The sequence below is a fragment of the Uruburuella suis genome (assembly GCF_022870845.1).
GTDB classification, from domain to species: Bacteria; Pseudomonadota; Gammaproteobacteria; order Burkholderiales; family Neisseriaceae; genus Neisseria; species Neisseria suis.
The window spans coordinates 1854759-1867902 of the sequence record NZ_CP091507.1; the positions used below are offsets into that span (position 1 = coordinate 1854759).

At 55.2% G+C, this 13144-nt stretch carries 15 protein-coding genes; 13 read left to right on the forward strand and 2 right to left on the reverse strand.

The genetic code is table 11. The annotated features are described in order from the left end of the window. Nucleotides 1-44 precede the first annotated feature (44 nt). Nucleotides 45-1316, reverse strand: coding sequence for a NupC/NupG family nucleoside CNT transporter (locus LVJ78_RS08420; RefSeq protein WP_132953150.1), 1272 nt, complete (start codon nucleotides 1314-1316; stop codon nucleotides 45-47). A 142-nt stretch (nucleotides 1317-1458) separates the two neighbouring features. On the opposite strand from LVJ78_RS08420, the gene LVJ78_RS08425 reads away from it, so the two are divergent. The 10 genes from LVJ78_RS08425 to LVJ78_RS08470 all read left to right on the forward strand — a co-directional run bounded on the left by LVJ78_RS08425 (nucleotide 1459) and on the right by LVJ78_RS08470 (nucleotide 8350). Beyond that, a complete protein-coding gene (locus LVJ78_RS08425) occupies nucleotides 1459-1896 on the forward strand; it encodes a peroxiredoxin (protein WP_165870896.1) in 438 nt (145 codons plus the stop codon). A 40-nt stretch (nucleotides 1897-1936) separates the two neighbouring features. Beyond that, nucleotides 1937-2137, forward strand: coding sequence for a hypothetical protein (locus tag LVJ78_RS08430; RefSeq protein ID WP_132953149.1), 201 nt, complete (start codon nucleotides 1937-1939; stop codon nucleotides 2135-2137). Between the two features lie 34 nt (nucleotides 2138-2171). Further along, nucleotides 2172-2627: a methylated-DNA--[protein]-cysteine S-methyltransferase gene (locus LVJ78_RS08435; RefSeq protein WP_132953147.1), complete on the forward strand. Its 456-nt coding sequence runs from the start codon at nucleotides 2172-2174 to the stop codon at nucleotides 2625-2627. Between the two features lie 124 nt (nucleotides 2628-2751). After that, nucleotides 2752-3195 carry an acyl-CoA thioester hydrolase YciA gene (yciA, locus tag LVJ78_RS08440; RefSeq protein ID WP_132953145.1) on the forward strand — a complete coding sequence of 148 codons (444 nt, stop codon included), beginning with the start codon at nucleotides 2752-2754 and terminating at the stop codon, nucleotides 3193-3195. Further along, the gene (gene xerD / locus LVJ78_RS08445) at nucleotides 3192-4067 is read left to right on the forward strand and encodes a site-specific tyrosine recombinase XerD (protein WP_132953143.1); all 876 of its coding nucleotides are present in this window, start codon (nucleotides 3192-3194) and stop codon (nucleotides 4065-4067) included. The genes yciA and xerD overlap by 4 nt, the downstream gene beginning before the upstream one ends. Nucleotides 4068-4165: 98 nt before the next feature. Next, complete coding sequence (tadA, locus tag LVJ78_RS08450; protein WP_132953140.1) at nucleotides 4166-4888, forward strand: tRNA adenosine(34) deaminase TadA; 723 nt, start codon at nucleotides 4166-4168, stop codon at nucleotides 4886-4888. A gap of 70 nt (nucleotides 4889-4958) precedes the next feature. Beyond that, nucleotides 4959-5810, forward strand: a complete 852-nt coding sequence (gene ygfZ / locus LVJ78_RS08455; protein WP_132953138.1) for a CAF17-like 4Fe-4S cluster assembly/insertion protein YgfZ — start codon at nucleotides 4959-4961, stop codon at nucleotides 5808-5810. 160 nt (nucleotides 5811-5970) lie between these two features. Further along, nucleotides 5971-6465, forward strand: coding sequence for a DUF4442 domain-containing protein (locus LVJ78_RS08460; RefSeq protein ID WP_132953136.1), 495 nt, complete (start codon nucleotides 5971-5973; stop codon nucleotides 6463-6465). Between the two features lie 116 nt (nucleotides 6466-6581). Further along, the gene (locus LVJ78_RS08465; RefSeq protein WP_132953134.1) at nucleotides 6582-7481 is read left to right on the forward strand and encodes a Dyp-type peroxidase; all 900 of its coding nucleotides are present in this window, start codon (nucleotides 6582-6584) and stop codon (nucleotides 7479-7481) included. Nucleotides 7482-7579: 98 nt separating this feature from the next. Continuing rightward, nucleotides 7580-8350, forward strand: coding sequence for a TatD family hydrolase (locus LVJ78_RS08470; protein ID WP_132953132.1), 771 nt, complete (start codon nucleotides 7580-7582; stop codon nucleotides 8348-8350). 286 nt (nucleotides 8351-8636) lie between these two features. Here the strand turns inward: LVJ78_RS08470 and LVJ78_RS08475 are convergent, their stop codons facing one another. Beyond that, nucleotides 8637-9674, reverse strand: a complete 1038-nt coding sequence (locus LVJ78_RS08475; RefSeq protein ID WP_132954952.1) for an IS630 family transposase — start codon at nucleotides 9672-9674, stop codon at nucleotides 8637-8639. Between the two features lie 502 nt (nucleotides 9675-10176). On the opposite strand from LVJ78_RS08475, the gene LVJ78_RS08480 reads away from it, so the two are divergent. The 3 genes from LVJ78_RS08480 (at nucleotide 10177) to LVJ78_RS08490 (ending at nucleotide 13011) form a co-directional block, all read left to right on the forward strand. Further along, nucleotides 10177-12246, forward strand: coding sequence for a carbon starvation CstA family protein (locus LVJ78_RS08480; RefSeq protein WP_132954521.1), 2070 nt, complete (start codon nucleotides 10177-10179; stop codon nucleotides 12244-12246). After that, complete coding sequence (locus tag LVJ78_RS08485; RefSeq protein WP_132954520.1) at nucleotides 12236-12442, forward strand: YbdD/YjiX family protein; 207 nt, start codon at nucleotides 12236-12238, stop codon at nucleotides 12440-12442. Before LVJ78_RS08480 ends, LVJ78_RS08485 begins: the two co-directional genes overlap by 11 nt. Nucleotides 12443-12555: 113 nt before the next feature. Then, nucleotides 12556-13011, forward strand: coding sequence for a hypothetical protein (locus LVJ78_RS08490; protein ID WP_132954519.1), 456 nt, complete (start codon nucleotides 12556-12558; stop codon nucleotides 13009-13011). The last annotated feature ends 133 nt before the right edge of the window (nucleotides 13012-13144 follow it).

The window sequence follows — 13144 nt, forward strand, 5'->3', positions numbered from 1 at the left end:
GAATAACGCTGCATCGGTTTAAATTGTGCCACGATATCCAACGCTCAACCCACAATCGCCGCGCCGGAGAGCCCGATAAACAAGCCTGCAATCACCGCGCTCATCAAATTCGAGAGCGAGCCGGCCACCACGGCTTTAAAGCCCAGTTGCGCCACATCTTTGCGTCGGCTCGGCGCGATAATACTCAGGCCGCCCATCAGCACCGCGATGGAGCCCAAGTTGGCAAAGCCGCACAAGGCAAACGAAATAATCGCTTTGGTGGTGTCGCTCAGCTGCACCGCCGATTCGGGCGCAAGGTATTTCACAAATTCGGCATAAGCCACAAATTCGTTCACCACCACTTTCTGGCCGATCAGCGAGCCGGCAATGCCCGCCTCGCTCCAAGGCACGCCGATGGCCCAAGCCAAGGGCGAAAAGAGCCAGCCCAAAATCGTTTGCAGGGTGAGGCTGCCATAGCCAAACCAGCCGCCCACGCCGCCTATCATGCCGTTTACCAGCGAAATCAGCGCCACAAAAGCCAAAAGCGAAGCGCCCACCGCAATGGCAATATGCGCCCCGGTTACCGCGCCACCGGCAGCCGCATCAATCACGTTCACCGGCTTATCGCCCTCATCCGACAGCTCTTCATCGGTGCGCGGCTTTTCCGTTTCCGGCACCAAGAGCTTGGCAAACAAAAGGCCGCCGGGCGCCGCCATAAACGAAGCGGCAATCAGATAAGGCAGCGGCACGCCCATTTGCGCATAGCCCGCCAGCACCGAGCCTGCCACCGAAGCCAAGCCGCCGCTCATCACGGCAAACAATTCCGAGCGCGTCATGCTTTTGATAAACGGGCGCACCACCAAGGGCGCTTCGGTTTGCCCCACAAAAATATTGGCCGCTGCCGACATCGACTCGGCTTTGGACGTGCCGAGCACTTTTTGCAGAAAGCCGCCAATCACCTTAATAATAATCTGCATCACGCCGGTGTAATAAAGCACCGCCATCAGCGATGAGAAAAACACAATCATCGGCAACACGCGCAAGGCAAACACAAAGCCGCCGCCGCCAAACAGCTCAAACATTTGGTCCGACACCAAGCCGCCGAATAAAAAGCCCACGCCATCGTTGCCATAAGCAATTACCTTGCTCACCCCTTCCGATGCCGCCAAGAGCCCTTCTCGCCCCCACGGTACAAACAACACCAGCGCGCCCAAGCTTATCTGAATCAGAAAAGCGCCCGCTACCGTGCGCACATTAATCGCACGGCGGTTGCTCGAAAGCAGCACGGCAATGGCAATCAACACCACCATGCCGAACAAACTGTTTAACACGTTCATCGTGTTTTCCTTTTTTTAAGCTGCACAATCAAATCTTGCCGAGATTATAAAAGAATTTCACTTTTCTTGTTTGATTTTACCTTGGCGCGGCCGGCGCAGATGCCGTAAGATAAGGCCGTCTGAAACTTTCCGGTGCTTTATTATGCCTGCTTATTCTTTCACCCTGCCCACTGCCGGCGGCCAAGATTTTGTATCTGACGAACATTTGCCGCTGATTGTTTATTTTTATCCCAAAGACAACACCCCCGGCTGCACCACCGAAGGCCACGATTTCAACGCGCGCCTGGCGCAGTTTGAAGCGCTGGGCTACACCGTGGCCGGCATCTCGCGCGACAGCGTCAAATCGCACCAAAATTTTTGCGCCAAGCAAGGCTTTCAATTTGAATTGCTGAGCGATAAAGACGAAACCGTGTGCAAACTGTTTGACGTGATCAAGCTGAAAAAACTCTATGGCAAAGAATCGCTCGGCATCGAACGCAGCACGTTTGTGCTCGATAAAAACGGCGAAATCGCACACGAATGGCGCAAGGTGAAAGTGGCCGGCCACGCGCAGGAAGTGCTCGACACTTTGAGCCAATAATCTTTCAGACGGCCTTCAGCCTATTCTTCAAGGGGGATGAATGATATTTACTGAAAAAACATCTGCTACTACAAACAACTGTGTCTCTGAAGCCATTCAAGCACTCAACGAGCAGAACTTGCGTCTTATCCGGCAAAACGACTCAGTATGGCACACCTATTTCAAACCGATTTTATTGGCTGCCTTGCTCGTACTGCTTGGTGCGGGCATTGCCGTTTTGCTGAATATTTTTCTGAGTTGAACGGTTGCCACCCTTTTTTCAGACGGCCTTTATCATGAAACAAGCCTGTATATACCAAGCCCCGTTCGGCAACATCACCTTGATTTTCGATGGCGGCGAATTGATCGAGCTGAATCTGCACGGCGATTTGGCGCACGCGCCCTATCCGCTGCCCGAAATGTGGCAGCAAAAGCTGGATGATTATTTTGCAGGCCGTCTGAAAAACTTTGCCCATCCTATTTCATCCAAAGGCACGCCTTTTCAGCAAAAAGTGTGGCAGGCAATTAGCGAAATCCCCGCCGGCCAAGTGATGAGCTATCAGGATATCGCCCGCCAAATCGGCAGCGGCCCGCGCGCCGTGGGCAGTGCCTGCGGCAAAAACCCACTCGCACTGGTGGTGCCCTGCCACCGCGTGGTAGCCAAAGGCGGCCTCGGCGGTTTTTCCAGCGGCGAAGACAACGCGTTGGCCATCAAACGCTGGTTGCTGCATCATGAAGGCGTGGCTATTTAAACGTTTTCCAGCATGTTGCCAACGCGTTATATTCCGCTTGAAAGGCCGTCTGAAACCTTTCAGACGGCCTCACACCCATCTAAAAACAACCTTCCAAACAATTAACTTTCCCCGCGAGAAAACCATGAGCAGCACCGAAAATCTTCCCACCCAACCCCAAGGCGAGCTGCTGCTGCGCACGCTGGCCATGCCCGCCGACACCAATCCGAATCAAGATATTTTCGGCGGCTGGATTATGGCGCAAATGGACATCGGCGGCGGCATTTTGGCCGCCGAAATCGCCCAAGGCCGCATCGTTACCGTGGCTGTGCAGCAGATGAATTTTATCCGCCCGGTGAAAGTGGGCAATGTGGTGTGCTGCTATGGCCGATGCGTGCGCGTGGGCAACACCTCGCTGCAAATCAAAATCGAAGTGTGGGTGAAAACGCTGATGAACGACAAGCTCACCGAAGAGCGCCGGCTCGTTACCGAAGCCGTGTTTACCTATGTGGCCATCGATGCCGGCGGCACACCGCGCCCGGTGCCCAAATCCGGCAACCCCAAGCTCGCCCACCTTGAGCAGCCATGAACAACACCTTGATCGAACGCCTGCTCGAGCATTTATGGCTGCAAGCGCGACTGAGCCAAAACACGCTCCAAGCCTACCGGCACGACCTCGAAAAAATCGCCGCGCGCCTGGCGCTGAACCATCTCGACTGGCTCAGCGCCCAAAACACCGATTTGGCCGCCGCCATCTACCACCCCGACGAGCAGCCGCGCTCGCAAGCCCGCGCCTTGTCTGCCTGCAAACGCCTTTACGGTTGGCTCTCCGACACCGAACAGCGCGCCGATAATCCCACCGAGCGGCTGCATGCATCGCACCCGCCCCAAAATCTGCCTAAGCTGATTACCGAAGCCCAAATCGACGCCCTGCTCGCCGCCCCCGACACCACCACCGCCCACGGCCTGCGCGACAAAGCCCTGCTCGAGCTGATTTACGCCAGCGGCCTGCGCGTTACCGAAGCGGTGAAGCTCAAAATCGGCGAAATCAACCTCGAGCGCGGCCTCATCAACACCATAGGCAAAGGCAACAAGCAGCGCATCGTGCCGCTGGGGCAGGAAGCCGCCCACTGGATTGCACACTATCTTGCCCACGCCCGCCCCCGGCTTGCCAAAGGCCGCATCATCGATGAATTGTTTATCAGCCAAAAGCGCACCGGCATCAGCCGCCAGCTCGCGTGGATGATTGTGAAACAATATGCCGAAGCCGCAGGCATTGCCGGGCTCAGCCCCCACGGCCTGCGCCACGCCTTCGCCACCCATTTGGTCAACCACGGCGCCGATTTGCGCGTAGTGCAGCTGCTGCTGGGCCATGCCGACATCAGCACCACCCAAATCTACACCCATGTAGCCAACGAGCGCCTGAAAAACATCGTGGCCGAGCACCATCCGCGCAATTGATTGCAGACAAAGGCCGTCTGAAACAAAAGCTTTCAGACGGCCTATGCCTGCAATATCCGTTACAATAAACATCTTTCAGACGGCCTGATTCATACCCCATGAAGCTCACCACCCCGCCTCTCGCCCCCAACACCTTGCAAACCCTGCAAAAGCTCGGCATCGCCACGCTGGCCGATTTGCGTGCACAAGGCGCGGCCGCAAGCTTTTTGCTGCTCAAAGCCGCCGGGCTCACCCTCACCCGCAGCACCTTGTGGCAGCTTGCCGCACTCGAGCAACACACCACGCCTCAAGCTTTGGGCGAAGCCGAAAAAGCCGCCCTGCTCGAAGCCGTGCGCACCCACCCGCCCGTGGCCGTGTTTCCGCCACAGGCAGAAATGGAACACTTTATGCGCGCGGCGCTGGCGCAAGCGGCACAATCGGCGGCCATGGGCGAAATCCCCGTGGGTGCAGTGGTGGTGCATCGCGGCAACATCATTGCCGCCGCGCACAACACCTGCGTGGCCGACCACAACATCAGCCACCACGCCGAAATCCGCGCGCTCGCCGCCGCCGGAGCGGCCCTGCAAAACTACCGCCTCGACCAATGCGATGTGTATATCACACTCGAGCCGTGCAGCATGTGCAGCAGCGCGCTGATGCAGGCGCGGGTGCGGCGGGTGGTTTACGGTGCGGCCGAGCCCAAAAGCGGCGCAGCCGGCAGCGTGGTGAATCTCTTTGCCGAGCCGCGCCTCAATCCGCACAGCGCCGTGAAAGGCGGCATTCTGGCCGCCGAATGCCGCGCTTTGCTGCAAGATTTTTTCCGGCAGCGGCGGCAAAAGTAAAGCCGCTTTCAGGCGGCCTTCAGAGCGCGTAAAATCATCACCCACACACACTCAGCCAACAAGGATTTTTATGCAAACCCGCCTGCCCTTTTTCGGCCTTGTGCGCGCCAGCGGCGACGATGCCGCCGCTTTTTTGCACAACCAGCTCTCCAACGACATTCAAAACCTCGCCCCCGGCCAAGCCTGTTACGCCACCTACAACACCCCCAAAGGCCGCGTGATTGCCAATATGCTGGTGCTCAATCGCGGCGATGACTTGCTGCTTGCGCTCTCGGCCGACTTAATCGAGCCGCTCGTGAAGCGTTTGCGCATGTTTGTGTTGCGCGCCAAAGTGGTGTTTGAGCCACTGGCCGATTTTGCCGTGGCCGCCGAGCTGCCCGACAATATCGCCGCCGCCCCTGCCGCCGCACCCGCGCTCGCTTTTGCCGCACAAGCGCACGGCCAAATGTGGCAGATTACCTTGCCGCACCAAGGCCGTCTGAACATCGGCCCCGCCGCCGATTTGCCCGATTACGATGCCGCCGCCGAAAACGCTTGGGTGCGCCACGAAATCGAAAGCGGCTACCCGTGGATTTGCGCGGCCACCAGCGAAACCGCCGTGGCGCAAATGCTCAACCAACACATCATCGGCGGCGTGCACTTCAAAAAAGGCTGCTACCCCGGCCAGGAAATCATCGCGCGCGCGCAATACCGCGGCCAGGTCAAACGCGGCTTGGCCGTGCTCACCGCCGCCACGCCCGAAGCCGCCGGCATTGCCGTGCAGCAGAGCGGCGAAGAAGCCGGCGTGATACTCAACAGCGCGCTCACGCCCGAGGGCAGCATCAACTTGGCGGTGATTAAATTCGCCGCCGCCAAAGCCGCGCTCACCGATGCCGACGGCAACGCACTTGCCTTACAGCGCGTGTTTTTTGATGCGGAATAAATAAGCAGCAATATTTAAGCAGGCCGTCTGAAACGCTTTCAGACGGCCTGCTTAATCTACTTTCACCCCGCCCAACCGAGCATTCGCCCTAATTCTCTGCCCCGCACAGGCCGCAAATATGGTAAAAATCCAGCCACAATAACCACAACAAGGCACACCCATGAAATCCTGGTTTTTCCAAAAGTCCTCCCGCGTGCGGCGGGTGCTCAATTTATGGCCGCCGTTTTTGTTCAGCGGCATCCGCATCACCGAATTGTCCGACGATTACCGCCATTGCCGTGTCGAGCTGAAAAACTGGCCGGGCACGCGCAATGCCAACGGCAGCCAGTTTGGCGGCAGCCTTTTTGCCATGACCGACCCGGTTTACTCGCTCATGCTGATGGGCCTGCTCGGCAGCCGCTATTATATTTGGGACAAATCCGCTCACATCGATTTCATCCGCCCCGGCCACAGCAAAATATTTGTGGAATGCGACATCAGCGATGACATGCTGCGGCAAATCCGCACCGCCACCGAGAGCGGCGACAAATACCTGCCCGAAATCAAATCGGTGCTCACCGATGAAAAAGGCGAAACCGTGGCCGTGGTCACGCGCACCTTGTATATCCGCCTCAAACCGGCTTTCAGGCCGTCTGAAAGCAATGCCGACAAATAAGCCGTTATCAATAATAAAGCGGTAAAAGGCCGTCTGAAACCTTGCTTTCAGACGGCCTTTTCTTTATGTTAAAATCCACAATCCATTTCACCCACAGCCACCCGAAAAGAGCCCCTATGAACACTGCGCAAAGCGCCATTGTGCCCGACCACTGCAAATCGGGCATTTTTATCGAAGCCGATGCCCAAGGCAGCACCGACGCCATCAAACAAGCCTGCGTGCAAAGCCTTGATGCGCTGGCCGATTTGCAAACACAATTTCCCGATGCTTCGCTGGGCCTCACCCTGGCTTTCGGCAGCCGCCTGTGGCAAAGCTTCGGCCACAACGAAGAAGGCCGCGAAATCAAGCCTTTCAAAGCACTCGGCGGCGGCCTTGCGCCGGCCACCCAACACGATGTGCTGATTCACATTCAATCGCTGCGCCATGATTTGAGCATTGCGCTGGCCGAAAAAGTGTTGGCCGCATTCGGCAACAGCATCAGCGTGGCCGACGAAACCCACAGCCACCGCTTGCTGGAAGAGCGCGGTTTTGACGGTTTTGTGGACGGCACCGAAAACCCGCAAGATGAAAAGCGCGCCGAAGTGGCCGTGATTGCCGAGGGTGCCGATGCCGGCGGCAGCTATGTGTTGCTGCAAAAATACCGCCACGATCTGCAAAAGTGGGGGCAATGCGACACCGCCAAGCAAGAAGCCTGCATCGGCCGCACCAAAGAGCGCGATGAAGAGCTCGAAGGCGATATGCGCCTGAGCGATTCGCACTTAGGCCGCGTGGACCTGAAAGAAAACGGCGCCGGCCTGAAAATCGTGCGCCGCAGCCTGCCCTACGGCACCCTCAGCGGCGAGCGCGGCTTAATGTTTATCGCCTATTGCGCCCGTTTGTATAATATCGAAGCGCAATTGCAAAGCATGTTCGGCGAGCGCGACGGCCAAACCGATTTGATGCTCCACCACTTAACCACAGCCGTGAGCGGCGCGTATTACTACGCCCCAGGCGTGGCGCGTTTGCAGAATTTGTGATGCATTAGTGAAAAAAAGCGCGCAGCTTTGGGCTGTGCGCTTTTTTATGCGCCGGCAAACTGCTGTTGTTCAGACGGCATTTGCCCTACAATCCGCCCATGTTCACCGACACCCACTGCCACCTGGCCGACCCCGCCCTGCTGCCGCAGCTGCCCGAAGTGCTGGCCGCCGCCCGCGCGGCAAACGTGTGCCGCTTTATCGTGCCCGCCACCTGCCGCGCCGATTGGGCGGCGGTGCTCGCTCTGGGTGCGGCCAATACCCACAGCGCCATCGGCATCCACCCGTGGTTTGCTGCTGAGGCCGGTGCCGATGATTTGGCCGCACTCTCGCAGCTGCTCACACAACACCCGCAAGCCTTGGTGGGCGAAATCGGCCTCGATTTTCTGCACGAAAGACCTTCAAACGAAGCGCGCGCGCGGCAAATCAGCCTGTTTGAACAGCAATTGCGGCTGGCCGAGCAACACCGCCGCCCGGTGATTATCCACAATCTCAAAGCCTCCGCTGCCATTGTGGCCGCGGTGCGCACCACCCGCTTCAGCCAAGGCGGCATTGTGCACGCATTTTCCGGCAGCCTTGAAGAGGCGCAGGCTTTTATCCGCTGCGGTTTCAAAATCGGCATCGGCTCGCTGCTGCTCAACCCCGCCGCCAAAAAAGCCCGCCAAGCCGCAGCTGCTCTGCCGCTTGAGCATATTGTGCTCGAAACCGACAGCCCGTTTATGCTCAAAAACGAAATCAACACCCCCGCCAATGTGCGCGTCATCGCCGAAACCGTGGCCGGCTTGCGCGGCATCAGCGTGGCGGCGCTCTCGATGCAGACCGAAACCAATGTGGCGCAGCTTTTGGCCTTTCATACCAATCCAAAAAAATAACCTAACTTCGTTGCCTCGCCTTGCCGTACTATAGTGGAATGAAAGAAAAACTTATACAGGCGCATGTAGCAAGCCATATGCAGAAGCCGTTTAAACCGCGTGCGTGGCTGCGCCACACACCCTACACATGATGCTAAATTTCTTATTTTTGTATAAGTTTTTCATGCATTCTACTATATCTGTACTGTCGCAGGCTTCCGCCTTGTTATACCAATTCGAAAAAATAACCTAACTGCGTTGTCTCGCCTAGCCGTACTATTGATTCGGCAATTAAATATTGAAATGTTTATGCAGCATACTTCACCTTCGGATCTCTAAAATACGCAGCCACCCGTTGAGGATGGTTCTCCAGCATCCGCATATGATTCTCCGTTGCCTGCTTCAGTTTCGCTTTTGTACGATGCTGAACACGCGAGCCCAGTGCTTGTTTCAAATCCGCATTCAACCGTTCATCAGGGTTCAGCTCCGGGCTGTAACTGGGTAAATAAAACACTTCGATCTTCTCTTTATGCTTTTCCAACCAGGCTTTGACCGGCTTGCTGTGGTGAACCCGCAGGTTATCCAGTATCAGGAAGATTTTCTTACCGGCATCTTTGATTAATGCTTCCAGAAACTCAATCAGCTTGTCGCTGTTGAATGCATCTTCCACAATCATCCAGCGTGCCTTGCCCTGGTTGGTCACCGTTGAAATCATCGAAAGTTTATGCCGTGTCCCGCCTACGGTATAGGCTACCGGCGTTTGTCCTTTGGGCTGATAACCCCGCCCGCGTACATCGGTATTGACTACCGCTGTTTCATCACCCCAATGGATTTCCGCTTTTTCGGCTTTTGCCCGTTTGGCGATATCGGGATAGGTTTCCTCCAGCCATTGCTTCACTGCTTCGGGACGTTGCTCGTAGGCGCGCCGGATGGGTTTTTGCGGCGTAAACCCCCAGCGCTTGAGGTATTCGCCTACCGTACGTACCGGCAATTCGATAGCCAGCTCTTGCTTGATCAAGGCCATAACCGCCGCCCGAGTCCATAAGGCGAAGTCCATTTTCATCTGCTCGGGGCGCTTTTCACAGATAAGGCGCTGTATGTGGGCTTCCTGCTCTTCACTCAGTTGGCGGCAACTTCCTGATGGGCGTCCGCGCTTTTTGGGTGCCAATGCTTTGATGCCGTCTGCTTCGGCGATTTTGATGGCTGAGCGCGCGGTGACATGACCCATGCCGAGCATTTCGGCGATTTGCTCGGGTGTTTTGCCCTGTTTGTGCAGTCTGACTGCTTGCTTGCGCCGTTCGAATTGGGCTTCGGCTGCAAGTTTTCTTCCGTCTTCTTTTTCCATTGGGGAGAAATGGGGATTAATGTTGAAATTTCAATATTTAATTGCCGAATCTATAGGTGTACTGTCTTCGGCTCGCCGCCTTGTTATCTTATTTTTTCGAATTGGTATTAGCTTACTTTTTTGAATCGGTATCAGACGGCCTGAGGTTGAAAATGCAACACTTGCACCGGGTCGCACCAGGCAAGCCGAAATGCTGTAAACATATGCTGTTTGCAAATGCAATACAAGCCTTTGAATATCCAGCTTATTTATCTTTATTATTTCCTTGTGAACGATATGTTTGCATCAACGCTAATCACCTGTTTTCAGACGGCCTTTCATCTTTCTTGACTTGACTCAAGAATCAAAAGAATTACCTTATTAACGGCATATTCACTTTTGTGTAAATATGTTAACCTTGCGCAGCGATTCAAAAGCTACAAAAAACTACACACAAATGCCCGAGCGGCTTTGTGTGTCAATAATTTCCCTAACCTCAACTTATCTCATTTAAGGATACGCCATGAAACACATAAAAACGTTTCTGCTTTGGGGCATCGTGGTGCTGGTCGGCTTAGCCGCCTTCACCACCTTGGCCATGAGCAGGGGCGAGCAGGTAAGCGCCGTATGGATGGTGGTGGCCGCCATTTCCGTATATTGCATTGCCTATCGCTTCTACAGCCTCTTTATCGCCAATCAGGTGATGGAGCTCGACGCCAACCGCCTCACGCCCGCCGAGCGCCATAACGACGGCCTCGATTATGTGCCCACGCACAAAGGCGTGCTGTTTGGCCACCACTTTGCCGCCATTGCCGGCGCCGGCCCCTTGGTGGGCCCTGTGCTGGCCGCGCAAATGGGTTATCTGCCCGGCACTTTGTGGATTATTTTCGGCGTGGTGTTTGCCGGTGCCGTGCAAGACATGATGGTGCTCTTTATCTCGATGCGCCGCGACGGCCGCTCTTTGGGCGACATCGTGAAGCAGGAGCTGGGCACCACCGCCGGCATTATCGCTTCGGTAGGCATTTTGATGATTATGGTGATCATCATGGCCGTGTTGGCGCTGATTGTGGTTAAAGCACTCACCCACAGCCCGTGGGGCACGTTTACCATTGCCGCCACCATGCCGATTGCGCTCTTTATGGGCATCTACACCCGCTATATCCGCCCGGGCAAAATCGGTGAAATTTCCATTGTCGGCTTTATTTTGCTGATGCTGGCGATTGTGTATGGCGAAAACGTGGCCAACAGCTCATACGCCCATTGGTTTGACCTCACCGGCGTGCAGCTCACTTGGGCCATTATGATTTATGGTTTCGTGGCCGCGGTGTTGCCGGTGTGGCTCTTGCTCACCCCGCGCGATTATTTGTCTACCTTCCTGAAAATCGGCACCATCATCGGCTTGGCCATCGGCATCATCGTGGTGAGCCCGGCGCTGGAAATGCCCGCGGTGACCAAATTTATCGACGGCACCGGCCCCGTGTTCTCAGGCAGCCTGTTCCCCTTCCTGTTTATCACCATCGCCTGTGGCGCGGTGTCGGGCTTCCATGCGCTGATTTCTTCAGGCACCACCCCGAAAATGATTGAAAACGAAACCCATGTGCGCATGATCGGCTACGGCGGCATGCTGATGGAAAGCTTCGTGGCCATCATGGCGCTGGCAGCGGCCTCTGTGCTCGACCCGGGCATTTATTTCGCCATGAACAGCCCCACCGCCCTTATCGGCACCGATGCCGTGCAGGCAGCGCAAGTGGTTACCCAAATGGGCTTCCCGATTGATGCGGCCACGCTCTTGCACACCGCTGATGCCGTGGGTGAAAACACCATTCTTTCCCGCGCCGGCGGCGCACCCACCTTGGCCGTGGGCATGGCGCACATTATGAGCCAGCTGATTCCGGGCGAAGCGATGATGGCTTTCTGGTATCACTTCGCGCTCTTGTTTGAAGCCTTGTTTATCCTCACCGCCGTGGATGCCGGCACGCGCGTGGCCCGCTTTATGATTCAAGATTTGGGCGGCATTTTCATCAAACCTTTCGGCAACACCGATTCGCTGCCCGCCAACCTGACGGCCACTTTCCTGGCCGTGGCTTTGTGGGGCTATTTCCTCTACACCGGCGTAACCGATCCCTTGGGCGGCATCAACTCGCTCTGGCCTCTGTTTGGCATCGGCAACCAAATGCTCGCCGGCGTGGCCTTGATTATGGTGAGCGTGATTTTGGTGAAGATGAAAAAAGAGCGCTATGTGTGGGTGCCCTTGGTGCCTGCGGTGTTGGTGCTGTTTGTTACCTGCTACGCCAGCCTGCAAAAATTGTTCCACACCAACCCGAAAATCGGCTTTTTGGCACACGCTGCCAAATTTAAAGACGCCGCCGCCCGTGGTGAAATTTTGGCACCGGCCAAAGATGTGGCGCAGATGCACCAAATCGCCTTTAACGATTATGTTAACTCCGGCCTCACCGTGCTTTTCCTCTCGGTGGTGGTGATTGTGGGCGTGTATGGCTTGCGCGTGGCGCTGAAAGCCCGTAAAGTGGCATGGCCTACTGCCAAAGAAGTGCCGGCGGTTTACCGTAACGAGGTGAAAGCCAATGAGCCATAAAATACTGCAACGCATCAAGCGCGCGTGGAAAACCGCCCGCCTCACCGCCAATCTGATGGTAGGTGTGCCCGATTATGAAAACTACGTTGCCCAGCAGCGCAAGCATAATCCCAACGCGCCCGTGATGACCGAATTGCAGTTTCAGGATTATTGCCGCAAGCGCCGCTGCGGTGCCAACGGCGGGCGTTGCTGCTAAGCAATAATCTTGATTGAAAACCGCACCCTGCAAAATACAGGGTGCGGTTTTTTTCAGACGGCCTCTATCTTACTTTTCTTCATAATTATGGTATTTGAAATGAAAGGTATCAAATGAACTTAATAAATCTGGAATATGAAATCAATCAATTAGAAAGACAAATTATTTCCTACCATAGCGCGTTTAACAAACAAGCCGTTTGGTTACTATTGGCCTCCATGAGTTGTGCAAGTCTGAAAGGCCAAACACCGCTACAAATTTCAGCCTATATCTGCGTTGGTTTTTTCTATGTTGGCTTATCACTAGAGGCTTTCCGCTCTGCCAACAAAAGCAGAAAAATGCAGTTTGATGCTTGGGACATTTCTATTGTGCAAGCCGTTAAAATACTGCAACGAGAGATTGAGCAAAAAACTGAAGGTGTCGAAAGATCTGTTCTTTTAAAAAAACTGGATGAACAATGCAAACATAAAATCCGGTTTCGAGAAATGTGGCGCTATAAATACCTTTGGATTGCATTTATCTTTTTTTGGTGCTGTGCTTTTTACTCTGCTTTTTCGCATAACATCTAAACGCACATTTTCAAATGAAGATCGTCGGAACCCTTTCAGACGGCCTCCTCTACTCTAGCCATTTCCCCCAATCTGTGTACAATCAGGGCATACAAAGCACCTCTCAAACACCCGTAAAACAAGGATAAACGTT

Bases quoted from the DNA above. Each gene is read 5' to 3' on its own strand.
- ygfZ (WP_132953138.1), top strand. From the start codon at position 4,959: ATGCAAACCCGCCTGCCCTTTTTCGGCCTTGTGCGCGCCAGCGGCGAC.
- LVJ78_RS08470 (WP_132953132.1), top strand. From the start codon at position 7,580: ATGTTCACCGACACCCACTGCCACCTGGCCGACCCCGCCCTGCTGCCG.
- LVJ78_RS08490 (WP_132954519.1), top strand. From the start codon at position 12,556: ATGAACTTAATAAATCTGGAATATGAAATCAATCAATTAGAAAGACAA.
- tadA (WP_132953140.1), top strand. From the start codon at position 4,166: ATGAAGCTCACCACCCCGCCTCTCGCCCCCAACACCTTGCAAACCCTG.
- LVJ78_RS08485 (WP_132954520.1), top strand. From the start codon at position 12,236: ATGAGCCATAAAATACTGCAACGCATCAAGCGCGCGTGGAAAACCGCC.
- LVJ78_RS08425 (WP_165870896.1), top strand. From the start codon at position 1,459: ATGCCTGCTTATTCTTTCACCCTGCCCACTGCCGGCGGCCAAGATTTT.
- LVJ78_RS08430 (WP_132953149.1), top strand. From the start codon at position 1,937: ATGATATTTACTGAAAAAACATCTGCTACTACAAACAACTGTGTCTCT.
- xerD (WP_132953143.1), top strand. From the start codon at position 3,192: ATGAACAACACCTTGATCGAACGCCTGCTCGAGCATTTATGGCTGCAA.
- yciA (WP_132953145.1), top strand. From the start codon at position 2,752: ATGAGCAGCACCGAAAATCTTCCCACCCAACCCCAAGGCGAGCTGCTG.
- LVJ78_RS08420 (WP_132953150.1), bottom strand. From the start codon at position 1,316: ATGAACGTGTTAAACAGTTTGTTCGGCATGGTGGTGTTGATTGCCATT.
- LVJ78_RS08435 (WP_132953147.1), top strand. From the start codon at position 2,172: ATGAAACAAGCCTGTATATACCAAGCCCCGTTCGGCAACATCACCTTG.
- LVJ78_RS08460 (WP_132953136.1), top strand. From the start codon at position 5,971: ATGAAATCCTGGTTTTTCCAAAAGTCCTCCCGCGTGCGGCGGGTGCTC.
- LVJ78_RS08465 (WP_132953134.1), top strand. From the start codon at position 6,582: ATGAACACTGCGCAAAGCGCCATTGTGCCCGACCACTGCAAATCGGGC.
- LVJ78_RS08475 (WP_132954952.1), bottom strand. From the start codon at position 9,674: ATGGAAAAAGAAGACGGAAGAAAACTTGCAGCCGAAGCCCAATTCGAA.
- LVJ78_RS08480 (WP_132954521.1), top strand. From the start codon at position 10,177: ATGAAACACATAAAAACGTTTCTGCTTTGGGGCATCGTGGTGCTGGTC.